Origin of the sequence: Yersinia enterocolitica, assembly GCA_002082245.2 — a bacterium.
Classification (GTDB): Bacteria; Pseudomonadota; Gammaproteobacteria; order Enterobacterales; family Enterobacteriaceae; genus Yersinia; species Yersinia enterocolitica_E.
In genome coordinates, this window is sequence record NBTC02000002.1 from 2,343,658 (window position 1) to 2,367,711 (window position 24,054).

The following is a 24,054-nucleotide window of genomic DNA, read 5'->3' on the forward strand; positions in this document are numbered from 1 at the left end:
AGACCCACTTTTTTAACCAATATCAGGGGTACTTATGTCCAGAATAAAACGGTCAAGAATAAAATGTCATTACGCTGCGCTCTCAATCGCGCTGGCAACTGCATTTGCCGTGACCTACTCAGGTATGACGATCGCGGCAGAAAAACCGGTGAAAATTGGTTTATTGGAAGATGCTTCCGGTAACTTTGCTTTGCCGGTTATTCCCAAAATTCATGCTACAGAACTGGCAGTAGAAGAAATCAATGCCAAAGGCGGCATACTCGGACGCCCAATCGAGTTGGTCAAATACGATACGCAATCCGATAACACCCGCTTTCAACAAATGGCTCGCCGCTTAATTAAAAATGACAAAGTAGATGTGATATTCGGGGCGTTTTCCAGTGCCTCACGCGAAGCTATCCGCCCGATAATGGACCGTGAAAAGCAGCTCTACTGGTATAACAATCAGTATGAAGGCGGCGTGTGTGACTCCAATGTTTTCGTCACCGGCGCCGTGCCTGAACAGCAGTTCTCAACCCTGATCCCATGGATGATGGAGAAGTACGGCAAAAAAGTTTACACCATTGCTGCCGACTATAACTTCGGGCAAATCTCAGCTGAATGGGTACGCAAAATTGTGGAAGAGAATGGCGGCACCATGGTGGGTGAGGAGTTTATTCCGCTGAGTGTTTCGCAATTTGGTCAAACCATTCAGAACATCCAGAAAGCCAAACCTGATTTCGTGATGACTTTGCTGGTCGGAGCGAACCAATCTTCTTATTACGAGCAACAAGCCGCAGCAAAATTGAACTTGCCGATGGGGAGTTCAGTTAACGTCGGCCAAGCTTATGAGCACAAACGCTTTAAAGCCCCGGCACTGAAAGATATGTATATCACGGCTAACTACATTGAAGAGGTGGATAGCCCCGCCAGTAATGATTTCAAACAGCGTTTTCACGCCAAATTCCCGAATGAACCGTACATCAATCAGGAAGCGGCCAATGCCTACGACGCAGTTTATCTGTACAAAGCGGCGGTAGAAAAAGCGGGCAGCACCGATATGGACGCGGTGCGTAAATCACTGGAAAGTGGTGATATCTGTACTGATGGCCCTTCAGGAAAAGTCTGTATCGATCCGAAAAGCCATCATTTGAGCCACACCATCTATCTGGCTCATGTCAAAGATGACCACTCAATCGAGATCCCGAAAGTGTGGGCCGATATCAAACCGTATTGGTTGGGTGAGGCCGGTTGTAACTTGCCGGTGAAACCGGATAACAGCCAATACACACCATCATCTCCGCCGAAAAAGGCCTAAACCACGCTAATGACAAAGCTATTGATAGCTTGGTGAGTGAAGGGGGGACCACACCTCGGGGCGCTCCGGTGGCTTACGCACTTGTATTTGAAACTAAGAGCGATCCCAGCGGCACGTTTCCCCTTCATTTGACTTTGTCAGCAGTTTGAACGGGCTATTTTATAGGGAAGTCGCCGCTTGAGCGGGCTTCCCTGTGTTATCCATTTTCAATAGTGTCAATCAGGACACCAGGGATTGCCAAACGATGTTAACGCTATCCTTTCTCTATTCGGTGATTTATCAGTTTGGCGATAACTTCGCCTATCTGGTGCTGGCAGCACTAGGGCTGGCGGTTATTTTTGGCATGATGGGCGTGATAAATCTGGCACATGGCGAATTCATTATGTGTGGTGCTTATGTCACCATCCTGATGAACAAAGCAGGCTTGCCACTGCCTTTTGCCATGCTCGCCGGTACCTTAGCGGCGGCGTTCTTCGGCGGGGTGGTCGAGCGCCTTGTGGTGCGCCATCTCTATGGCCGTTTGTATGATTCGGTGGTGGCGACGTGGGCTATCAGCCTGATTGTGCAGCAAAGTATGTTGCTGATCGCCGGTCCATCACTGGAGGGATTGTCTACGCCTTTCGGCTCTTTCACCCTTGGCGAATACTCGTTTGCCACTTACCGCGCATTACTGCCCTTTTTCGCCATTGCCATATTAATGGTGCTCTATTGGCTGTTCTTCCACACCAATTACGGCGTCTGTGCCAGAGCTACCATTCAAAACGCCCGCATGGCCTCCTGCCTGGGGTTAGAAACTGATCGTATTTATACCCTGACATTCGCGCTGGGCGCAGGGCTGGCGGGGCTCGCAGGGGCCATTTATGCCCCGACGCTAACCGCCGTACCCACCATGGGCAGCAGCTTTATTGTTCAAGCCTTTGTTTCGGTAGTGGTCGGTGGCGCCAATGTACTTGTTGGCACCATTCCTGCAGCGATTGCCTTAGGTGCGATACAAACCGGGCTGAACTCCTGGTATGGGCAACTGGCGGGGCAAATTGGCTTACTGGTCACCGCTGTCTTGGTTATCCGCTTACTGCCTAACGGTATTGGCAGCCTGTTTACCCGTAACCGCTAGGAGCCTAATGTGACAATGACCTCTGTTAATTTATCGACGGTGAAGCAACGCACGCCCTCCACCACTCGGCTGGCGGCAATGTTAATTCTGGCCGGCGCACTCGCGCTGCCGTTAGTGGTCGATAGCGCCATGATAGGCGACTTCTCCTACTTCCTACTCTGGACCTTCTGTGCCATCGGATTGGCCGCAATGTGGGGGCATGGCGGCATTTTATCTTTCGGGCAGACCGCCTTCTTTGGCCTTGCCGGTTACACCTATGGCGTGATGACGCTGAATTTTGGCGATGGGGTACTCTCCACCTGGTCGGGGCTGGTCATGGCACTGCTAGTGGCTGCCACCGTGGCGGCGGCACTGGGCTATCTGATGTTTTACGGCGGGGTGACCGGTATTTTTATCGGCATTGTGACGCTCTCTTTCACGCTGGTATTGGAAACCTTTATGTCCCAGACCGCAGGCCCGCAATGGGCTATCGGCAGCGCGCGACTGAATGGGTTTAATGGTATGTCAGGTATGCCGCCACTCTCCCTACCGTGGTTTGGCGGCGAATTACTGACACTGGAAGGCAATGCGTTCTACTACCTGATTATCGTGCTGCTCGCGGGGGTTTATTGGGCTGTTCGGCGCTTATTGCGCTCCGATTTTGGCCTGACACTGGCCTCTATTCGTGAGAACCCACGTCGGGCAGAAATGCTCGGTATTGATATCCGCCGCTACCAATTACTGGTGTTCGTGCTGGGTGGCGTGCTCTCCGGGTTATCCGGCGCACTTTATACCCTGTGGGGTTCTTACATTACCCCCTCTTCCATGGGGCTAACTGCCGCCGCGATGCCGGTTATCTGGGTAGCGACCGCTGGGCGTAAAAACATTTTCGGCACTGTGGTCATCACAGCCCTGCTGGTGTGGTTATCCCAATGGTTGGCTATCTATGGCAGCGAATACGCCATGATCCTGCTGGGGGCCATTCTGCTGTTTGTCGTGCTGGCCGCCCCTAATGGTCTATTACCTTGGCTGGCAGAAAAAATCACCCGCTTATCTGCCGCACGTCAGAAGAAAGGGGAATCGCTATGAATCAGGCATCACAGGATCTGATCCTCGAAACCCGTGGGCTGAGTAAGCGCTTCGGTGGCATTCAGGTTATCAATAAGGTCGATTTGCAAATACGTCGCGGTGAAGTGCGCTGTGTCATTGGCCCGAATGGCGCCGGTAAAAGTACCTTTTTCAAATTACTGACTGGTGAACATACGCCAAGTGATGGGGATATCCGTTTCTTCAATCGTCGGCTGAATACTTTAGCCCCCTTCCAGCGCATCAGGATGGGCATGAGCATTAAGTTTCAGATCCCCGGTATTTTCCCTGAATTGACCGTTGAGCAACATTTGCAATTATCACTCAGCCACTTACGCCCAGAGGTTCGCTCACAAGCGGTCAGTGTCGATGAGCTACTCGAGCGCTTTAAGCTCAGCTCTGAATACCATCAGTTGGCCGGTAACTTGTCTCACGGCAAAAAACAGTGGCTGGAAATTGCGATGGCCGTGTCGCTGCAACCGACGTTGCTAATGCTTGATGAGCCAGTGGCAGGCTTATCTATTGATGAAACCTATCTCACTGGTGAGCTGATTAAGCAGATGCAGAGTGATGGTCTGACGCTGATGGTCGTGGAACACGACATGACATTCGTGCGCCAGATTGCCTCACAAGTCACGGTCCTCCATGGCGGGCAGGTTTTTGCTGACGGCAATGCCGCCGACGTGCTGGCCCGTGAGGATGTGGCGGATATCTATTTGGGGAAAGCGGTATGAATAACGTGGTGTTGCAAATAGAGGGGCTGACCGGCGGTTATGGCGGTGGGCAAGTGCTTAATGGCGTAACACTGCAACTGCACGCCGCAGAAGTCTTAGGTTTGATTGGCCGCAATGGGGTGGGGAAAACCACACTGATGCGCACTTTAATTGGTGCGGTACCGACGAAACAAGGCAGCATTTTGTTGGGCGAGACTGACATCACCCTAGCCTCACCGCAGCGCCGTGCCCGCTTGGGGATTGGTTACGTCCCGCAAGGACGTGAAGTGTTTGCTGGTCTGACGGTGGCGGAGAACCTGCAAGTCGGCATGCAGTTTGTACGAGAACACCGTGAGTTTGCTAAAGACTTGCTGGAGCGGGTGCTGGATTACTTCCCCATCTTGCGCCAAAGACTCAAACAAAAAGCCGGCACCATGAGTGGCGGCGAGCAACAACAATTGGCTATCGCCAGAGCCTTGGTCGGCTCACCCAAAGTATTACTGTTGGATGAACCCTCGGAAGGTGTTCAGCCCTCTATCGTCAATATCATTGCCGATACTCTGGTGCGCATTGCCCGCGAACTGCATGTGGCAGTGATTCTGGTTGAACAGGATATCGCAATGATCCAGCGGGCCGCACAACGGTGCGCAGTGATGGACAAAGGCCAAATAGTAGAAAACCTGACCCAACAACAACTTTCTGATGATCTTTTAATGCGCCGTCATCTGGCTTTGTAACCGGATGCCGCTATACCCTAAATAGTTCGAGCTTCAGGAAAGTGGCAACGAAACCAACCCAATTAGTTTAGATAAATCAATATATTGGGTGAGTGATGGCAGCCAGCGCACATGCAGCTTGAAGTATGACGAGTATATTACGTGGAGAATTGCTAATGAAATGGCTGGAAGAATCAATCATGGTCAAACGCGGTGTCGGTGCTGGACGTAAACCGGTGACCCATCATCTGACCGAAGAGATGCAAAAAGAGTTTCACTATACTATCGGCCCCTACTCAACACCGGTGCTGACCATTGAACCCGGTGATCGGGTGATTGTCGATACCCGCGATGCCTTTGAAGGTGCCATTAGCTCAGAGCAAGATATTCCGAGCCAACTGCTCAAAATGCCCTTTCTCAACCCACAAAATGGCCCGATCATGGTCAATGGTGCCGAGAAAGGGGATGTGATCGCAGTTTATATCGAATCCATGTTGCCGCGTGGCGTTAACCCGCACGGCATCTGTGCGATGATCCCCCATTTTGGCGGGCTGACCGGAACAGATCTAACCGCCATGCTCAATGACCCACTACCAGAAAAAGTGCGCATGATTAAGCTCGATAGCGAAAAGGTCTACTGGAGCGAGCGCCATACCCTGCCCTATAAACCCCACATTGGCACCCTAAGTGTGTCGCCAGAAATTGACTCAATCAATTCACTCACGCCGGATAATCACGGCGGGAATATGGATGTCCCGGATATCGGGCCGGGGAGCATTACTTATCTGCCGGTGCGCGCCCCCGGAGGACGCCTGTTTATTGGTGATGCTCATGCCTGTCAGGGGGATGGGGAGATTTGCGGCACCGCGGTGGAGTTCGCCTCAATCACCACCATCAAAGTGGATTTGATTAAGAACTGGCAACTCTCCTGGCCACGAATGGAGAACGCCGAAACCATCATGAGTATCGGCAGTGCGCGCCCGTTAGAGGATGCCACCCGTATTGCTTATCGCGACCTGATTTACTGGCTGGTGGCCGATTTTGGCTTCGAACAGTGGGATGCCTACATGTTACTGAGCCAATGCGGCAAAGTGCGGCTGGGCAACATGGTCGACCCGAAATACACCGTCGGCGCGATGCTTAACAAAGAACTTTTAGCGCAGTAAAAACAGCTAGCACAGTAAAAATTCTAGACCCTAAATAATTCGAGTTGCAGGAAGGCGGCAAGTGAGTGACAAATCGGTCAGGAACCAATTTGAACGCTGTTTGCAGCGGCCTCGCAGAGGCGAGGCCCAGTAACGAGGGCAGCCAACACCCCTGCAGCTTGAAGTATGACGGGTATTCATCGAGTTTGGATAAGCAGGTGCCTATGAGTTCAGATACACCGGTCAACATTGGCTTACTGTACTCCTTCAGCGGTGTGACGGCGGCACAAGAGCTGTCGCAATGGCGGGGAGCAACACAGGCTATTGCCGAAATTAACCAAAATGGCGGCATCAACGGCAGGCCACTGAATGCGATTCATTTTGACCCACAATCTGACGATACGCAGTTCCGTGCCTTGGCCGAACAATTGATCGTCGAACATGAGGTTAATGTGATTTTTGGCGGCTACACCTCCAGTAGCCGTAAAGCCATGTCACCCATCGTCGAAAAGTACCGTCGGCTGCTGTTCTACTCACAACTGTATGAAGGCTTTGAGTTTTCGGAGAATATCTTTTACGGCGGCGCGGCACCTAATCAAAACTGTGTACAACTGGCGGACTATCTCACCGGGCAGTTTGGCGCGCGGGTTTATTTGATTGGCTCCCGTTATATTTACCCTTATGAATGTAATCGCAACATGCAGGAGTTAATTCTGCAACGCCACGATGGCGCGGTTATTGGCGAGCGCTATTTAGATCTGAATGCACCTTATGAGGCGTTTCTGCCCATCATTGAGGAGATAACCAAAAAGCAGCCCGACTTCATCTTCAGTACCGTGGTAGGTCAAACAGTCCCCTTTTTGTATCAGGCTTATCAGGCTGCGGGGCTGGATCCTGGCCGCATGCCAATTGGCAGCTTGAATACATCAGAAACCGAGATTGCCATTATGGGGGCACAAGTGGCACAGGGCCATTTCAGTTCAGCTCCCTATTTCCAAAGCATTAGCACCAAAGCAAATCAATCAGCACTTAAACAATTCCATCAACAATTCGGGCCGGAACTCACCACCGACATGAATTGGGAAGCCACTTACAGCCAGGTGAATCTGTTTGCCAAAGCCATGGCAGAATGCGGCAGCGACCATATCTTCCCGCTGTCTGCCGCACTGCATGGGAGCCAATTTGATGCCCCTCAAGGCCGCATTCGTATTGACCCGCTGAATCAACATACCGGACTGTATCCACGCATTGGTATGGCGAATGAGCATGGGCAATTTACCGTCGTGCAGGAGTCTCGCCGTATCGTCGAACCCGACCCCTATATGACTAATCAGATTCAGGGCGATTGGGTCACGAAGTTAACGACCGTGGGGTATCCACATGCGACCTAGCGATAGCAGAATCAGTGCAACCGCCCTATTACTCAGTCGTGGGATCCGTTGTGTGGTGTTACATCCCGACGACGAAGACGGTGCCACCCTCACCAATCATTTACGCCGAATGGGGTTTAAGGTTCAGGCTTTCTGGCCTATCCCTGAGCAACTCCCCGCCGATACGGATCTGATTTTCTATGCATTACAGTCAGATAACCCGGAACCAGATGTGTCATGGCTCAACCCTAACAAACATGCCCTGATAGCAGTTATTACCTATGAAAATCCGACATTTATTGATCAAGCACTCAATATGGGCGCGGGCACCTCGATAACCACTCCCATTCGCGCCTCAGGCTTATTGTCAGCCATGGTGTTTGCTTTACACCATGCCCAACAGCAGCGGCTGATGAGTGATCGAATCGAACGGCTGGAGAAAAAAGTGCTGGGGGTTCGCCAGGTCAGTGAGGCCAAAGCGATCCTGATGCGGATGCACAGCATTGGTGAAGAGCAGGCTTACGACATCCTGCGCCATCAGGCCATGGATAAGCGCATTACCGTCGAAGAGATCTCGTGCGCATTGATTCAAGCCAACGATATTTTCTCTTGGACCACACCAGCGGCTGCCAATCACCGGAAGAATTGAGTTTAATTGCCGCTATATGCCGAACCTAAAATTTATTATTTATGAGGATCATCATGTCGATAACGCCTTTTCTTGCAGCCGCAATTCAATTTGAACCCTTAATGTTTGCCAAAGAAGCGAATTTGCGTCAGTTACTGGCATTGGTAGAACAGGCGGCACAGAAAGGTGCTCGTCTGATTACCACGCCAGAAATGGCGACCACCGGTTACTGTTGGTTTGATCGACAAGAGATTGCGCCCATGGTCGAAACCGTCCCCGGTGAGAGCACCGCTCGCTTTGCGCAACTGGCGCAGCGTTATCAATGCTATATCGTCTTAGGGATGCCAGAAGTGGATCCGCAAACAGCGCTGTATTACAACAGTGCAGTACTCATCGGGCCGCAGGGGGTGATTGGCTGCCATCGCAAAAGCCACCCCTATATTTCAGAGCCTAAATGGGCTGCTGCGGGTGACGTCGGGCATCAAGTGTTTGATACACCGCTGGGACGTATTGGCATGCTGGTGTGTATGGATATTCATTTTCCCGAAACGGCCCGTCTGCTGGCACTGGATGGCGTTGATGTCATTTGCCATATCAGCAACTGGCTGGCAGAGCGCACTCCGGCCCCTTACTGGATCAGCCGGGCCATGGAAAATGGCTGCTATCTGTTGGAAAGCAACCGCTGGGGATTAGAGCGCGGCGTGCAATTTAGCGGTGGCAGTTGCATCATTGAGCCTGATGGCAACATTGCTGCGGTGGTGGATGGCGGCGATGGGATTGCTTATGCCGAAATTGACATCAGCCGTAGCCGTCAGCGTCAAGTGTTAGGCGAGTTAGTGTTTGACCAGCGCCGCCCTGACTATTATCACGCGCTATTAAGTGACAGTTTTTTGTGGAACCCACAGGATTTCTTTGGGCTTTACGGGCAACGGCCGTTGCCGCCCGGTAAGCAGAGCCGGATCACGGTAGCGCAGTTCTCCCCAACAGAACGGGTGGAGGATAATTTGGCAGCAATTACCGCCCTGACAGAAGAGGCGGTGTTACAGCAAGGCAGTGAGCTTATCGTGTTCCCGGAGTTATCCCTGACCGGTTATCTCGCGGGTGCGGTTCAGGCCCAAACATCAGAAAGTCCCGCGGTGCAGGCGCTGGCTCGTCTGGCTATAAAGTTACGGGTATATCTGGTAGTAGGAATGGCCGAAAAACAGCAAGATAAGTGCTACAACACCCAGATTCTGTTGGGGCCGGAGGGGGTCATTGGCACCTATCGGCAAATACATCTGTCTCGAGCACATCAAGCGTGGGCTAGCGCTGGGGAGCACTGGTGCGTATTTGATACTGCGCTCGGAAGGGTCGGATTGCTACTGGGCCATGATGCACTGTTGCCCGAATCAGCGCGTATTTTGGCCCTGATGGGATGCGATATTATCGCCTGTTCCGCCGCACTTCCTGCGGGGTTCACTGCTGCGCATGCGGGCAGTGTCGTGGTGCAAAATTATCCGATTCCAATGGGAGCCGACCCGCTACACTGGCACTTATTCAGAACCCGCGCGGGGGAAAATAATCTTTATTTGGCCTTTGCCAATGCTGTCGATGACCTCAATCAGCAAGGAGGATATAGCGGAATATTCGGGCCGGAAACCTTCACTTTCCCACGTCTTGAGCGGCTGCTGTGGCAAGAAACGCAAGCCGTAACACAAACCATTAATACCGCGTCTCTCGCCGGCAGCCCCTACCCAACCAATGTCGTGCGCCGTAAAGATCTGGTCACCATGCGCCAGCCCCATCACTACAAACCGTTACTGAATTAGTCCCTTTCCCTGACTAACCTCGGATAAGTATTACCGGGGTTAGTGCTATAACCGCGCCATTTTGCACATATGTGCAAAACCAACCATATCACACAAAATAAAAATGTGATCACAATCCAAATTTTGTCGTCAAGATCGTTGCGGCACACAAAAACCCTATTTCAATTTATTTAATATAAATCAATTCATTAAATATGAATGCACATCTGTGCGATAACTAAAGTGGGTAATAGCGCTTGAATTGGTTTTTTATGGAAGATATTGAGAGTTATTCGTTATATTGTGCTTTTGACTTCAAAAATGGAAAGTGATTATATCAAGCCATAGATAACTTAATGACATTTGCACAAATGTGCAAGAGGTTGAAAATGGAAAAGAGCGACGATCTGCGCCTGATGGTGAAAATTGCACAAATGTATTACGAGCAAAACTTCACGCAAGCGGAGATAGCACGCGCGCTCGGTATTTATCGCACCAGTATCAGCCGAATGCTAAAAAAAGTACGCGAACAGGGCATTGTTACTATTTCAATCAATTATAACTATAACGAGAATCTGTTACTGGAACAGCAGTTGAAGTCGCGTTTTAAATTACGTGAGGCGATTGTCGTCTCTTCAGAACATGATCAATCGCCAGAACATCAGTTGATATTAATGGCAAAACAGTGTGCCGCATTGTTAAACCGAATTATTGAAAATGGCGATATCCTCGGCTTCTCTTGGGGCAGTGCGATTGCCACCCTGATTGAGCAAATGGATATATCACCGGTATCGCGTCAGTTAACCTGTATCCCGATGGTGGGTGGCCCCTCAGGTAAACTGGAAAGCCGTTATCATGTGAATACCCTGGTTTATAGCGCCGCAATGAAATTAAAAGGCGAGTCATTGTTGATCGATTTCCCGGCAATTCTGGAGAAAAGTGTTATCCGTGATGGCATTGTGCAATCTCAGCATTATCAGGCTATCGCTGACTATTGGCAGCGGCTGGATATCGCTATATTCGGTATTGGTTCACCCAATATCTCGGGGAATTCCACCTGGCGCGCTTTTTATGGCAGTGATGTTATTGATCACTTTAATGACCGACAGGTTGCTGGCGATATTTGTTCGCGTTTTTACGATTTGCAGGGCAACCCGGTGGAAACCTACATTAGCGATAAGACGATCACTATCGACTTAGAGAAAATTAAAAAAGCCCGTTATTCCATCGGTATTGCGCATTCCCATGAAAAAATCAGCGGGATCATCGGAGCAATTAAAGGAAAGTATATTAATAGTCTGGTGACCACGAAAGAAACTGCCGAGGAGATACTCAAACTAACGGCATAAAGTTCAGCTAAAGAAATACCATGAGGAAAAGTTTACTGTCAGTCATGATTAACTTTTCCTCTTTATATCAAAAAACTCAATTAATTGCGCCTTAGGGTGTATGGCTGAGTATTAGCAAAATTCAGAACAGCAGGGAAATTCTATGAACGATTGGCTTAATTTAAAAGATAAAGTTGTCATTGTAACCGGTGGTGCATCAGGGATTGGCTACGCTATTGTGGAAGAGTTACTGGCGGCAGGTGCCAAGGTGCAATTAGCCGATGTTAATAAACTTGACGGTGACATTAAAAATAATCCACAGCTGAGTTTTATTCAATTGGATATTTCAGACCGTAGCAGTGTACAGACTGCAATTGATAATATTCTAACCCAACATGGGCATATTGATGCATTAGTTAATAATGCCGGGATTAATCTCCCCCGTCTGCTGGTCGATCCGAAACAGAGCCACAGCCAATATGAGCTGAAAGATAACGAATTTGAAAAAATGGTAAATGTGAATCAGAAAGGGGTGTATCTGATGTCACAAGCCGTGGCACGCAATATGGTTGAGAACAAACGCGGTGTCATTATTAATCTCACGTCGGAAAGTGGATTAGAAGGCTCTGAAGGACAAAGCTGTTATGCCGCAACTAAAGCCGCACTATATAGTTTTACCCGCTCCTGGGCCAAAGAACTGGGAAAATACGGTATTCGTGTGGTGGGCGTCGCGCCGGGTATTTTGGAGAAAACCGGTTTGCGCACCCTGGATTATGAAGAAGCACTGGCCTACACCCGTAATATAACAGTTGAGCAGTTACGTGACGGTTATACCAAGAATGCCATTCCAATTGGCCGGGCTGGAAAACTATCAGAAGTGGCTGATTTTGTGACTTACTTATTATCCGAACGTGCCAGCTATATTACCGGCGTTACCTACAACATTGCCGGTGGTAAAACCCGAGGCTAAACAGGAGGTATGATGGTTAGTGTCATTTTTTGTGCTCATGGTGATTTAGCGGTTTCAATGCTTAACTCCGTCAATATGGTGTATGGCGAAACACAAAATATTACCCCGCTGTTATTTAACCGTGGTGAAAATGCCGAAGATTTAGTGACAAAAATGCAGGATGTGATGGCACATAGTGACAGTTGCTCTTGGCTGATTGCGGTTGATTTGCAAGGTGGCAGCCCATACAACGCTGCCGCACGGTTGGCATTCAACAATCACAACATTCAAGTTATCAGTGGGTTATCACTACCACTGGCACTGGAGATTGCCGATAACCAGCACTCGATGGCAGTAAGAGAACTGGCTGATTACTTACTGGAAATCGGCGCGCAGTGTGTGCAGTCATTCCATCACTTACAGAATGTCGAAGAAGAAGAGGCCGACTTTATATGAAAATCAATCTGGCAAGAATTGACGACCGGCTGATTCACGGTCAGGTCACCACGGTATGGGCGAAAGAGGCCAAAGCTGGGCGGATTATTATCTGTAGCGACGAAGTCTATAACGATGATATTCGTAAAACGTTATTAAAACAGGCAGCACCTCCGGGAATAAAAGTAAACGTGGTTAATATAGAAAAAGCCGTCGCGGTTTACCACAATCCTAATTACAGTAATGATACGGTTTTTTATTTATTTACCAATCCGACCGATGTTTTGCGCCTGGTGGATCAAGGCGTGAAGATTGAAGTTATTAATATTGGTGGCATGGCATTTAAACAAGGTAAAAGGCAATTAACTAAAGCAGTATCAGTTGACCAGGAGGATATTAAAGCCTTTTATGCATTAGCTGAACGTGGCGTACATTTGGATTTACGGGTAGTCACTTCCGACCCTCAGGTAGATGTGATTAAAAAATACGTGAACTGGAGTCTAAATAACGACATTTAACACAACCGACAAATAATAACTCAGGTTTTATTAAACATTTAAATCCGCTTACTCAACCTGGGCAATGAAACTATTTAATGATAATCCATGGCGATAGTGGCCAGGGTTAATAGGAGTATATTGCCGAAAGGGGTCCACCATGGAAATAAGTTTAGTACAGATAATCTTAATCTTTATTTTCTCATGCATCGCCGGTATGGGCAGTGTGCTGGATGAATTTCAAACTCATCGGCCATTAATCGCCTGTACCATTACTGGCCTGATCCTCGGTGATATGACCACCGGCGTGATTCTCGGCGGTACCTTGGAATTGATCGCCCTCGGGTGGATGAACGTCGGTGCGGCGCAATCCCCCGATTCCGCCCTCGCCAGTATTATCTCAACCATTCTGGTGATTGTCGGCCATCAAAACATTGCCACCGGGATTGCTATCGCCCTACCCGTGGCGGCAGCCGGTCAGGTGCTGACAGTGTTCGCCCGTACCATTACCGTGGTTTTCCAGCACGCAGCAGATAGGGCCGCAGAAAAAGCCAACTTTGCCATGATCGACTTAATGCATGTCTCAGCCCTACTGGTTCAGGCTCTGCGCGTGGCGATACCGGTTTTGATCGTATCCATCTTTGTCAGTGCCGATACCGTCAGTCACATGCTCAGCGCGATTCCAACCGTAGTCACCCATGGGTTACAAATCGCGGGCGGATTTATTGTGGTGGTCGGTTATGCCATGGTACTCAACATGATGGGCGTGAAATACCTTATGCCCTTCTTCTTCCTCGGTTTTATTGTCGGTGGCTACCTTGGTTTCAGCCTGCTCGCCTTCGGTGGCATCGGCCTGATTATTGCCTTGCTATATATCCAGTTAAATCCTCTGTATCAGAAACCGGCGGCTCCTGCGACGTCAGCCAGCCACGCCAAACTTGATGAATTAGAAGATTAGGAGACGCTGAAATGAGCACACCTCACAAACAATTAACTCGCTCTGATCTGTTTAAAATGTTCTTACGCAGTAACTTACAACAAGCCTCTTTTAACTATGAACGTATCCACGGCTTAGGTTTTTGCTATGACATGGTGCCCGCAATCAAGCGTTTGTACCCACTGAAAGAAGATCAGGTTGCTGCCTTAAAACGTCATTTAGTGTTCTTCAACACCACTCCCGCCGTCTGTGGCCCGGTTATCGGGGTGACGGCGGCGATGGAAGAAGCGCGAGCCAATGGGGCCGACATTGATGAAGGGGCAATTAATAGTCTGAAAGTCGGGCTAATGGGGCCATTGGCCGGAGTCGGTGACCCATTGATCTGGGGAACCTTACGCCCAATCACCGCAGCCTTGGGGGCCTCGCTGGCGCTAAATGGCAATGTACTAGGCCCGATACTGTTCTTCTTATCCTTCAACTCTGTTCGTCTGGCATTGAAATGGTTCGGCCTGCAATACGGCTTTACCAAGGGGGTCAATATCGTCAAAGACCTTGGCGGCAATCTGCTACAAAAGCTGACGGAAGGCGCGTCCATTCTGGGCCTGTTTATCATGGGGGTTTTGGTCACCAAATGGACCAGCATCAATGTGCCACTGGTGATTTCGAAAACACCGGCACAGGACGGCAGCACGGTAACCATGACGGTGCAAAACATTCTGGATCAGCTCTGTCCCGGCCTGTTGGCACTGGCACTAACCCTGTTAATGATGCGATTACTCAAACGTAAAATTAACCCTATCTGGCTTATCTTCTCCTTGTTTGGCCTTGGTATTTTAGGCTCATGGCTTGGCATTCTTTCCTGATTTATGCCGGGGAGATTTTTTATTCGATCTGCTGTTTTTTTATATTTAAAAATGATTGAGGTGGTTCCAAATGAAGACCAAAGCATTGCGTTTATATGGTAAGAATGACCTACGACTGGAAAGCTTCACCTTACCGGAAATAAATGATGATGAAATTCTGGCCACGGTAGTGACCGACAGTATTTGTCTTTCTTCGTGGAAAGAGGCCAATCTGGGGGCTGAGCATAAAAAGGTGCCGGATAATGTGGCAGAAAATCCGATTATTATCGGCCATGAATTTTGCGGCGATATTTTACAAGTGGGTAAAAAATGGCAGCATAAATTTAAACCCGGCAGCCGTTATGTGATTCAAGCCAACTTGCAATTACCCGACCGCCCTGACTGCCCAGGCTATTCATTCCCTTATGTCGGCGGCGAAGCCACCCATGTGGTTATCCCTAATGAGGTGATGGAACAAGACTGTCTGCTGCCTTATGAAGGTGAAAGCTATTTCGAAGGATCCTTGGTAGAACCGCTTTCTTGTGTTATCGGCGCATTTAACGCCAATTACCATCTTATTCCCGGCACATACCAGCATAAGATGGGCATAAAACCTGGTGGGAATGTGCTAATTCTCGGCGGTACTGGTCCGATGGGATTATTGGCCATTGATTACGCGCTGCACGGGCCAGTCAATCCACAATTACTGGTGATAACTGACCGTCACCAGCAAAAACTAGATTATGCCGCCCGCCTGTATCCGAGCGAATCATCAACAGCAGTACATTATCTCAATACCAAACAAACAGAGGATCAGTTTGAACGTTTAATGGCTTTGACTGGCGGAAAAGGCTACGACGATATATTTGTCTTCGTACCCTCCGCAGAATTAGTCACCCTGGCTTCAAGCTTATTGGCACCGGACGGCTGCTTTAATTTCTTTGCCGGCCCGCAGGATAAGAATTTTATGGCATCGGTTAATTTCTACGATATCCATTATTCATTTACCCATTATGTCGGTACCTCTGGCGGTAATACCGATGATATGCGCGAAGCAGTAAAATTAATTGAAGCGAAGAAGGTGAATGCCGGCAAAGTGGTCTCCCATATTCTGGGTTTAAATGACGCGGCAGAGACCACCTTAAATCTACCGCAGATTATTGGTGGTAAGAAATTGGTCTATACCGGTAAAAATATCCCGCTGACATCATTAAGTGAGTTGATGAGTCAATCACAAGAGCTGCCGTTATTACAGCAACTCCAGGCTATTTTGCGTAAAACCGACGGTTTGTGGTCGAAAGAAGCGGAAGATTTTGTTTTGGCGCACGCCCAAGAGATTTAACCTTTTGACTAAGGGCGGCAAATAGCCACTGTCGCCCTCAACTCACTCCGGCAGATGCTTCGCCGTTGATTCATCGGTGGTTGCATCATTCTCCACCGCGCTCAACAACACATCCAATAAACCGGGGAAACGGGCATCAATATCATCGCGTCGCAGTGATAGCAAACTCTCGCGCCCGCAAGGCCGCTGCCAGATAACACCGCTTTCCCGTAATACGCGCCAATGATGGGTCAGGGTGGATTTAGACAACCCTTGCACTAAGGTGCCACATGCATGCTCCCCACCAGCCGCCAACCTACGTACTACCGCTAACCGCAGCGGATTACCTAAAGCCGTCAGCACATTTTCCAGCCGGATCTGCTCACGCTCAGGGTGATTTGCAATCATAGTATTCCTATAGATAAGTGACAGGCCAGCACGCCTGGTTTGGCTACCGCTACACAGCTTAGCGCGCCGCAATATAGCCTATACGCCATCTCGACCCTACAATTAATTCTCATGCCATGCTGAAAGCTACCTCAGCCGTTGTACGCCGCCATTATTGCATATTTTAAGAACAAATAATCAAATTGTACGTGTATATTCGTACAATTGGACTATACTGCTCTCGACCGATTGATCAACCAAGATCATAACTTAACAACTTCCCGGCAGAGCAGCAAACCGCCCGCCCCGAAATTGCCATTATCTTTTAAGGACTTAATATGGCACGTAAAACTCCTATCGAGCGCTATCGCAACATCGGTATCTCCGCCCACATCGACGCCGGTAAAACAACCACCACTGAGCGTATTCTGTTCTACACCGGCGTCAGTCATAAGCTGGGTGAAGTACATGATGGTGGCGCGACAACTGACTGGATGGCTCAGGAGCAGGAACGTGGCATTACCATTACATCGGCTGCCGTGACCTGCTTCTGGAAAGGTATGGACCGTACCTTACCGGAACACCGTATTAATATTATCGACACCCCCGGGCACGTGGATTTCACCATTGAGGTGGAACGCTCCATGCGGGTACTCGACGGTGCAGTCATGGTGTATGACGCGGTAGGTGGCGTACAGCCACAATCAGAAACGGTCTGGCGTCAGGCCAACAAATACCGCGTGCCACGATTGGCTTTCGTCAATAAGATGGACCGCCCAGGTGCTGATTTCTTCCGCGTTAGGCAGATGATGATTGACCGCCTGAAGGCCAATCCAGTGCCGATTGTGATTCCGATCGGCAGTGAAGAGCACTTTATCGGTGTGGTAGATCTTCGTTTGATGCGGGCCATTATCTGGGATGAAGCCTCTCAGGGTATGACATTCAGTTACGCCCCGATCCCGGAAAACTTGCTGGCAACCGCCAATGAGTGGCGCGAAAAGATGGTCGCTGAAGCGGCTGAAGCCTCTGAGGCGCTAATGACCGAGTATCTGGAGACCGGTGACCTGACGCTGGAAGAGGTCACCCAAGGTTTGCGTATCCGTACCATTGCGGGCGAAATACAGCCCATGATGTGCGGCAGTGCCTTTAAAAACAAGGGTGTGCAGCGGATGCTGGATGCGGTGGTTGAACTAATGCCGTCACCGGTCGATATCCCACCGGTCAGTGGCACTGATGAAGAGGGCAATGAAGTCAGTCGCCGCGCCGATGATAATGAAAAATTCTCGGCACTTGCATTTAAACTGATGACTGACCCCTACGTCGGCCAGTTAACATTCGTGCGGGTTTACTCCGGTGTGTTGCGAAAAGGTGATAGCGTTTATAACCCGATTCGCGGCAAGAAAGAGCGTATTGGCCGTATTGTTCAGATGCATGCCAACAACCGCATTGAAGTCGATGAAATCTGCGCCGGTGATATTGCGGCCTGTGTCGGTTTGAAAGATGTCACCACCGGCGAGACGTTATGTGACCCGGATGCCGTGATTACCTTGGTACGGATGGAGTTCCCCGAACCAGTGATTTCGCAAGCGATTGAACCGAAGACCAAAGTCGATCAGGAGAAAATGGGGATCGCATTGCAACGGTTGGCATCAGAAGATCCGTCGTTCCGTATCCGTACTGACGAGGAATCAGGCCAGACTATTATTTCCGGTATGGGCGAGCTACATCTGGAGATAATTGTCGATCGGATGAAACGTGAGTTCGGTGTGGAAGCCAATATCGGTAAACCACAGGTGACCTACCGTGAAACTGTGCGTAAAACCGTGACTGACGTCGAAGGCAAATTTGTGCGGCAGTCTGGCGGTAAGGGGCAATATGGCCATGTGGTCTTTACCCTCGAACCGCAGGAAGCGGGCAGCGGCTTTGCGTTTGTTGATGCAACTAAAGGCGGTGTGGTCCCGCGTGAATATATCGGTGCGGTAGAGAAAGGTGTACTCGAAGCCACCAATACCGGTGTATTGGCCGGTTATCCGGTAGTGGATGTGAAAGTAACACTGACTTTCGGTTCCTATCACGAAGTGGATTCATCGGAACTGGCGTTTAAAATGGCCGCCATCTTTGGTTTTAAAGAAGCGGTCAAACAGGCGTCACCAGTGATTCTGGAACCGGTGATGAGTGTGGAAGTAGAAACACCGGAAGAGTACGCCGGTAACGTGATGGGTGACCTTTCTTCTCGCCGTGGCTTGGTACAAGGCATGGAAGAGATGATTGGCGGCGGGAAGATTATCCGCGCAGAAGTGCCGTTATCCGAAATGTTCGGTTACTCCACCGTGCTGCGTTCCATGTCGCAAGGCCGTGCCACCTATACCATGGAGTTCAAGCACTATGCTGAAGCACCACGTAATGTCGCCGATACGATTATTGCCGCCCGGGGCAGTAAGGGCTAAACGTTAAACCGCAGTAACATACTCAGCCGCCAGTGGAAAATTTTACGCTGGCGGCTTTTAATTGGCTAGATAGCGACCCGCCGGCTAATCTCTACCACCTGATCGCTGGGTAAATGATAGTAATCAGTCACATGAGTGCAATTTCTGACCATAAAAGCAAAGCTGCTTCGTTGCCATGCCGGTAATCCCCTGCCATCTTCACGGCCCACAATGGTTTCATGGCCTAAATAATAGGTCACATCATCCAGCTCAAACTGACAATCCATATCGGCAATACGTTGTAATAATGCCGGTATATGCGGCCGCTCCATAAAACCGTATTGTGCCGTTCCGCGCCAATAATCTGGCGCTTGCTCGGTCATCACCAGCCGCTCTGCCGCCTCCGCCCGTGGAACATTCAAAATAGTGATCGTCAGTGATAACACCTTCTGCTGTAGGGCGCGATTACGGGCCACATGCCAGCGCATGACTGGGGGAATCTCATTCTGAGTGCGGGTCAAAAACACCGCAGAACCCGATACTCGAGGGATATTTTTATCGCGGATTTTACTAAAGAATTCATCGCTTCCCACCACTTTCTCGCTGATAGCGAGTGAGGTTGCTTTAACCCCTCGGTGCCATACCAACATCACTGTACAGACCACGGTCGCCAGCAGCAGCGGGATATAACCGCCGTCCAACACTTTGATGAGATTAGCGATTAAAAAGCTGGTATCGATAATCAGAAATCCCCCCGCCACTAACATACTGGTTGGTAAATTCCAACGCCATATCTTGCGCATAGCGACAAATAACAAACCAGACGTCATCAACATCGTTAACGACACTGCAATACCGTAAGCTGCGGCCAGGTTTTCAGAGGATTTAAAGAATACAGCCAGAAATATAGTCACTATCATTAATAGCCAATTGATCGTGCCAATATAAATTTGCCCGTAGCTCTCAGCGGCTGTCTGCTTAATCCGCAAACGAGGTAGCCACCCTAATTGAATCGCTTGGCGAGTCATGGAAAACGCGCCGGTAATAATCGCCTGACTGGCAATAATGGTCGCGAGTGTCGCCAGAATCACCAACGGAAGTTGCATTATCGGCGGGCACAAGCGGAAGAAGATATTATGTGAAATATCAGCACCGGCTAAAATCAGCGCCGACTGACCGGCATAATTAAGTAACAGGCTGGGAAAAACCAAACCGAACCACGCCATCCAGATAGGTTTTTTACCAAAATGCCCCATGTCCGCATATAAGGCTTCCGCCCCCGTGACACACAGGAAAATACCGCCTAATACCAGAAAGCTGGCAAAGCCATGGGAAAACAAGAACTTGATGCCATAGTATGGATTAATAGCCAGCAACACTGCTGGGTGTTGAACTATCCCCCATATTCCCAGCCCCGCAATAGCGAAAAACCACAGTGCCATAATGGGGCCAAAAACTTTGCCTATTTTTGCGGTACCAAAAGGCTGAAGAGCAAATAACGCAACCAAAATAATAACTGTCACAGGTAAAATATAGGGTTGAGCGTCTGGGAGAACAATTTTCAGACCTTCAAGGGCTGAGAGTACAGATATCGCTGGCGTAATGGCACCATCACCGTAAATTAATGCCGCTCCGAGTAAAGCAGAAAAAATAACCCACTTGTTCCCCTTCCCCTTACGTACCAACAGCGACATTAAGGCCATAATGCCCCCTTCACCATTGTTATCAATACGCATGGCGAAAACGGCATACTTTACCGAGGTAACCAGAATAAGTGTCCAGATAATCAGTGATAACAAACCCATTATCACTGCAGGTGTCGGGTTATTTCCTGACAGCAACAGGACGGTTTTCAGTGTATAGAGAGGGCTGGTACCGATATCGCCGAAAACCACGCCAAGCGCGCCGCCCGCGAGCATAATTCTACCGGGCGATTTTTGAGCAGCGACACCACCGGCAGCTAACGCCATTCTTTCCATTGCGACATCCCTTTACCTTTTCATCCGCCATGGCGCGATGATTTAGTTAAATTCCCCTATCAATAATATAGATATAAAGATGTCGCACCACACATTACCGCAACGCAATAACCGACCAAACAGATCCCTGAGAGCTATCATGATCAAATTGCTTTTATGATGTAAGAAGGCGGCAACGATGTTGATCTATCTCCCATCGCTGGCGACGCCCAGCCGATAACATAATCCCCCATATAAAAACGGGGTAATCATTTACCCCGTTTTTATATTGTTATCATCTCATGAAATCAAATCTTTGCTGTTGCGAGATACTTTTTCATCTCTTCGGCAGGTACCATCCCACCGCCGGTAGCCCAAACCAGATGGGTCGCATTCTGCATTTTCTCAGCACTAAAGTGGTTATTACTTAAATAGTCAGAACACTGATTTACCCGCGCCGCACCCGGCATTCCAGCCAGTGCCGAAGGCTCCAACTGAATACCTTCATCGCGATTTAGCAAGCCGAGCAGATCGTACATCTCAGCATCACTTAAGGTATAGAAACCGTCCAGTAAATGTTCCATAGCGCGGCCAACAAATCCTGATGCCCGCCCTACCGCCAAACCATCTGCGGCGGTGATGTTGTCGATACCAATATCCTGCACGGAGATACCATCATGCCGGCCAGTATAGACACCTAATAGCATGCACGGCGAATGACTCGGTTCGGCAAAAATGCAGTGCACATGGTCACCAAACGCTAGCTTCAGGCCGAAAGCAACCCCGCCAGGGCCACCACCAACCCCACAAGGCAGATAAACGAACAGCGGATGGTTTTCATCAACCACAATCTGCTGCTCGGCAAACTGTTTTTTCAGCCGGCTGCCTGCCACCGAGTAGCCCAAAAAGAGTGTTGGCGAGTTCTCATCGTCGATAAAGAAGCAATTCGGATCAGATTCTGCCTCTTTGCGCCCTTGTGCCACCGCCACGCCGTAGTCCTGTGCATACTCAACTACATTTACACCGTGTTCCCGCAGTTTGCGTTTTTTCCATTCACGCGCATCGGCAGACATATGCACGCTGACACTGAACCCCAGCTTGGCACTCATGATGCCAATCGACATCCCCAGATTACCGGTAGACCCCACCGCAATACTGTACTGGCTGAAAAATTGGCGGAAATCATCTGAGAACAGTTTGCTGTAATCATCGGTTTCGGCCAATAACCCAGCCTGTAGCGCCAACTTTTCAGCATGGGTTAACACTTCATAAATGCCGCCACGCGCTTTAATCGAACCAGAAATCGGCAGGTGGCTATCTTTTTTTAATAGCAGTCGACCGCTAATTTCAACGCCGTATCGCTGTTGCAACGTCTCTTTCATGGTGGGAATCGCCACGATATCAGATTCAATAATACCGTGGGTTTTTTGTGTTTCAGGGAATGCCTGACACAGATAGGGCGCAAAGCGTTGCAACCGTGCCTCGGCATCCGCCACATCCCACGGCGTTAATCCAACATATGGCAATCCCTCTGCCAATGTGGTCGATAACGGGTTAAACCAAGTGACCTCCTCTAAATTGATAAGCTTTTTGACCAAAGGAAAGTCGGTAATTAATTTATCAATTTCAGTGTGTTTCATAGCATGTCTCTTTTCGGTCATATAATGTAAGAAAGTAGGAAGGTCGTACCTAATGCGATCACCGAGGCGATGAACGTCGCGGTGGTGTAATATTTAAAGGTCTCATTAAGGGTGGCACCGCAGTATTGCTTTACCAACCAGAATAGCGAGTCAGTGACGATGGTGAAACCAATGGCACCGGAGCCAATCGCTAAGGTGATAATTTCTGGGCTGACATTGGGATACATTGGTAATATCGGTGCCACTATCGCCGTCGCCCCCATCATTGCTACCGTAGCCGAGCCAACCGCCGCATGCAGAATCAAGGCCACCAACCAGGCCAGTAGAATCGGGTGCATATCCAGATTGGATAAAATCACTGCCAGCGTATCTGCCAAACCACTGGCTTTTAATATGCCGTTAAAAGCCCCACCGGCACCGATAATCAACAGGATATTAGCAATCGAGGAGAAACCATCTTCGGTTTTAGCCAGCAGCGCACTCATACCCATATTTTGGCGAATGCCCAGCATGTAGTAGGCCACAAACGCGGCAATAAACATGGCGGTAATGGGGTTACCGATAAACGATAATACTGAATATAACGGAGTGCCTTTTTCCATATTCAGTTCTGCGGCGGTTTTCGCCAACATCAGAATAATGGGCAGTAATACGGTAAATAGAGTTGCCCCCAGAGAGGGTAATTCATCTTCATTGCGCACTTTAATTTCAGAGAACGCTTGCGGTACCGCTTTAAAGGGCAGTCGATTACCCACTAGCCGTAAGAATAACGGCCCACCAATTAATGATGCTGACAGCCCAACCACCAGCCCGTAGACAATCACAGTGCCAATGTCAGCCCCTAAGGCATTGGTGACATACATGGCTGCCGGATGCGGTGGTACCACACAGTGAACGGCCATTAGCGCCGTACACAACGGGATTGCCAGTTTTAATAGCGAAGTATTGGTCTTTCTTGCGATGGAAAAAGCCAGTGGAATCAATAACACCACACCCACTTCAACAAATAGCGTAATGCCACAGATCAACCCAACTAACACCATCGTGACATCAGGTGATAGCCAGCGGCAACGTTGTAAGGTGATACCGATACGCTCTGCCGCACCCGATATCTCCATCATTTTGCCTAAAATGGTGCCCAGCCCGATCACTGCGGCTAAAAAGCCCAGCGTCCCGCCAATCCCACTTTCAATGGAATTAACCATCTCAATCGGATTCATGCCCATTAATAGCCCGACATAAAAACTGGCTAATAATAGCGCCAGAAAAGGATGTATTTTCAGTTTTACAATGGTGAAGATGATAATAATGATACTTGATAATAACGTACCCACTACCCATATTTGTGAGTCCATAGCCAACCTCATCTAATAATAAGTTCTATCACTATTGAATAAGAATTAGCCGGGGCTGACAAATGATGAAAATCCAGCTTAAGATGAGCTAGATTGACCCAAATAGGTAATATCAGTCAAAGTTTTATGATTTATTCAGGTTTG

General features: G+C 49.2%; 22 protein-coding genes. 17 read left to right on the forward strand and 5 right to left on the reverse strand.

The features are described from left to right. Nucleotides 1–130: 130 nt before the first annotated feature. The 6 genes from A6J66_012220 (at nucleotide 131) to A6J66_012245 (ending at nucleotide 6,071) form a co-directional block, all read left to right on the forward strand. Nucleotides 131–1,297, forward strand: coding sequence for an urea ABC transporter substrate-binding protein (locus A6J66_012220; GenBank protein ID PNM26990.1), 1,167 nt, complete (start codon nucleotides 131–133; stop codon nucleotides 1,295–1,297). A gap of 244 nt (nucleotides 1,298–1,541) precedes the next feature. Further along, nucleotides 1,542–2,411: a branched-chain amino acid ABC transporter permease gene (locus A6J66_012225; protein PNM24881.1), complete on the forward strand. Its 870-nt coding sequence runs from the start codon at nucleotides 1,542–1,544 to the stop codon at nucleotides 2,409–2,411. A 9-nt stretch (nucleotides 2,412–2,420) separates the two neighbouring features. Further along, complete coding sequence (locus A6J66_012230; GenBank protein ID PNM24882.1) at nucleotides 2,421–3,479, forward strand: ABC transporter permease; 1,059 nt, start codon at nucleotides 2,421–2,423, stop codon at nucleotides 3,477–3,479. After that, nucleotides 3,476–4,210 carry an ABC transporter ATP-binding protein gene (locus tag A6J66_012235; GenBank protein PNM24883.1) on the forward strand — a complete coding sequence of 245 codons (735 nt, stop codon included), beginning with the start codon at nucleotides 3,476–3,478 and terminating at the stop codon, nucleotides 4,208–4,210. The genes A6J66_012230 and A6J66_012235 overlap by 4 nt, the downstream gene beginning before the upstream one ends. Then, nucleotides 4,207–4,926 carry an ABC transporter ATP-binding protein gene (locus A6J66_012240; protein ID PNM24884.1) on the forward strand — a complete coding sequence of 240 codons (720 nt, stop codon included), beginning with the start codon at nucleotides 4,207–4,209 and terminating at the stop codon, nucleotides 4,924–4,926. Before A6J66_012235 ends, A6J66_012240 begins: the two co-directional genes overlap by 4 nt. A gap of 155 nt (nucleotides 4,927–5,081) precedes the next feature. Beyond that, on the forward strand, nucleotides 5,082–6,071 hold the full coding sequence (locus A6J66_012245) for an acetamidase (protein ID PNM24885.1): 990 nt from the start codon (nucleotides 5,082–5,084) through the stop codon (nucleotides 6,069–6,071). Here the strand turns inward: A6J66_012245 and A6J66_012250 are convergent. Continuing rightward, entirely contained in the window at nucleotides 6,046–6,297 is a 252-nt protein-coding gene (locus tag A6J66_012250) for a hypothetical protein (protein PNM24886.1), read from the reverse strand. The two genes, A6J66_012245 and A6J66_012250, sit on opposite strands and share 26 nt — an antisense overlap. Here A6J66_012250 and A6J66_012255 point away from each other — a divergent pair. The 10 genes from A6J66_012255 (at nucleotide 6,275) to A6J66_012300 (ending at nucleotide 16,165) form a co-directional block, all read left to right on the forward strand. Further along, a complete protein-coding gene (locus tag A6J66_012255; protein PNM24887.1) occupies nucleotides 6,275–7,441 on the forward strand; it encodes an amino acid ABC transporter substrate-binding protein in 1,167 nt (388 codons plus the stop codon). The genes A6J66_012250 and A6J66_012255 overlap by 23 nt on opposite strands. Beyond that, nucleotides 7,431–8,069 carry an ANTAR domain-containing protein gene (locus A6J66_012260; GenBank protein PNM24888.1) on the forward strand — a complete coding sequence of 213 codons (639 nt, stop codon included), beginning with the start codon at nucleotides 7,431–7,433 and terminating at the stop codon, nucleotides 8,067–8,069. Before A6J66_012255 ends, A6J66_012260 begins: the two co-directional genes overlap by 11 nt. Nucleotides 8,070–8,122: 53 nt before the next feature. Then, on the forward strand, nucleotides 8,123–9,856 hold the full coding sequence (locus A6J66_012265; protein ID PNM24889.1) for an amidohydrolase: 1,734 nt from the start codon (nucleotides 8,123–8,125) through the stop codon (nucleotides 9,854–9,856). 368 nt (nucleotides 9,857–10,224) lie between these two features. After that, nucleotides 10,225–11,184, forward strand: a complete 960-nt coding sequence (locus tag A6J66_012270; protein ID PNM24890.1) for a sugar-binding transcriptional regulator — start codon at nucleotides 10,225–10,227, stop codon at nucleotides 11,182–11,184. A gap of 142 nt (nucleotides 11,185–11,326) precedes the next feature. Continuing rightward, nucleotides 11,327–12,133, forward strand: coding sequence for an SDR family NAD(P)-dependent oxidoreductase (locus A6J66_012275; GenBank protein ID PNM24891.1), 807 nt, complete (start codon nucleotides 11,327–11,329; stop codon nucleotides 12,131–12,133). 12 nt (nucleotides 12,134–12,145) lie between these two features. Continuing rightward, nucleotides 12,146–12,568, forward strand: a complete 423-nt coding sequence (locus tag A6J66_012280) for a PTS sorbose transporter subunit IIA (protein ID PNM24892.1) — start codon at nucleotides 12,146–12,148, stop codon at nucleotides 12,566–12,568. Next, nucleotides 12,565–13,065: a PTS fructose transporter subunit IIB gene (locus A6J66_012285; GenBank protein PNM24893.1), complete on the forward strand. Its 501-nt coding sequence runs from the start codon at nucleotides 12,565–12,567 to the stop codon at nucleotides 13,063–13,065. Before A6J66_012280 ends, A6J66_012285 begins: the two co-directional genes overlap by 4 nt. Before the next feature lie 109 nt (nucleotides 13,066–13,174). Continuing rightward, a complete protein-coding gene (locus tag A6J66_012290; GenBank protein PNM24894.1) occupies nucleotides 13,175–14,002 on the forward strand; it encodes a PTS mannose/fructose/sorbose transporter subunit IIC in 828 nt (275 codons plus the stop codon). An 11-nt stretch (nucleotides 14,003–14,013) separates the two neighbouring features. Continuing rightward, nucleotides 14,014–14,844, forward strand: a complete 831-nt coding sequence (locus A6J66_012295) for a PTS mannose transporter subunit IID (protein ID PNM24895.1) — start codon at nucleotides 14,014–14,016, stop codon at nucleotides 14,842–14,844. A gap of 70 nt (nucleotides 14,845–14,914) precedes the next feature. Beyond that, nucleotides 14,915–16,165: an L-sorbose 1-phosphate reductase gene (locus A6J66_012300; protein PNM24896.1), complete on the forward strand. Its 1,251-nt coding sequence runs from the start codon at nucleotides 14,915–14,917 to the stop codon at nucleotides 16,163–16,165. 42 nt (nucleotides 16,166–16,207) lie between these two features. Here the strand turns inward: A6J66_012300 and A6J66_012305 are convergent, their stop codons facing one another. Further along, nucleotides 16,208–16,552: a transcriptional regulator gene (locus tag A6J66_012305; GenBank protein ID PNM24897.1), complete on the reverse strand. Its 345-nt coding sequence runs from the start codon at nucleotides 16,550–16,552 to the stop codon at nucleotides 16,208–16,210. A gap of 317 nt (nucleotides 16,553–16,869) precedes the next feature. Here A6J66_012305 and fusA point away from each other — a divergent pair, with 317 nt between their 5' ends. After that, entirely contained in the window at nucleotides 16,870–18,978 is a 2,109-nt protein-coding gene (gene fusA, locus A6J66_012310; GenBank protein ID PNM24898.1) for an elongation factor G, read from the forward strand. Nucleotides 18,979–19,043: 65 nt separating this feature from the next. Here the strand turns inward: fusA and A6J66_012315 are convergent, their stop codons facing one another. The 3 genes from A6J66_012315 to A6J66_012325 all read right to left on the reverse strand — a co-directional run bounded on the left by A6J66_012315 (nucleotide 19,044) and on the right by A6J66_012325 (nucleotide 23,910). Beyond that, nucleotides 19,044–20,927, reverse strand: coding sequence for a potassium transporter Kup (locus tag A6J66_012315; protein ID PNM26991.1), 1,884 nt, complete (start codon nucleotides 20,925–20,927; stop codon nucleotides 19,044–19,046). Nucleotides 20,928–21,223: 296 nt separating this feature from the next. After that, entirely contained in the window at nucleotides 21,224–22,555 is a 1,332-nt protein-coding gene (locus tag A6J66_012320) for a D-serine ammonia-lyase (protein ID PNM24899.1), read from the reverse strand. A gap of 17 nt (nucleotides 22,556–22,572) precedes the next feature. Continuing rightward, entirely contained in the window at nucleotides 22,573–23,910 is a 1,338-nt protein-coding gene (locus tag A6J66_012325) for a D-serine transporter DsdX (protein ID PNM24900.1), read from the reverse strand. Nucleotides 23,911–24,054: the final 144 nt, after the last annotated feature.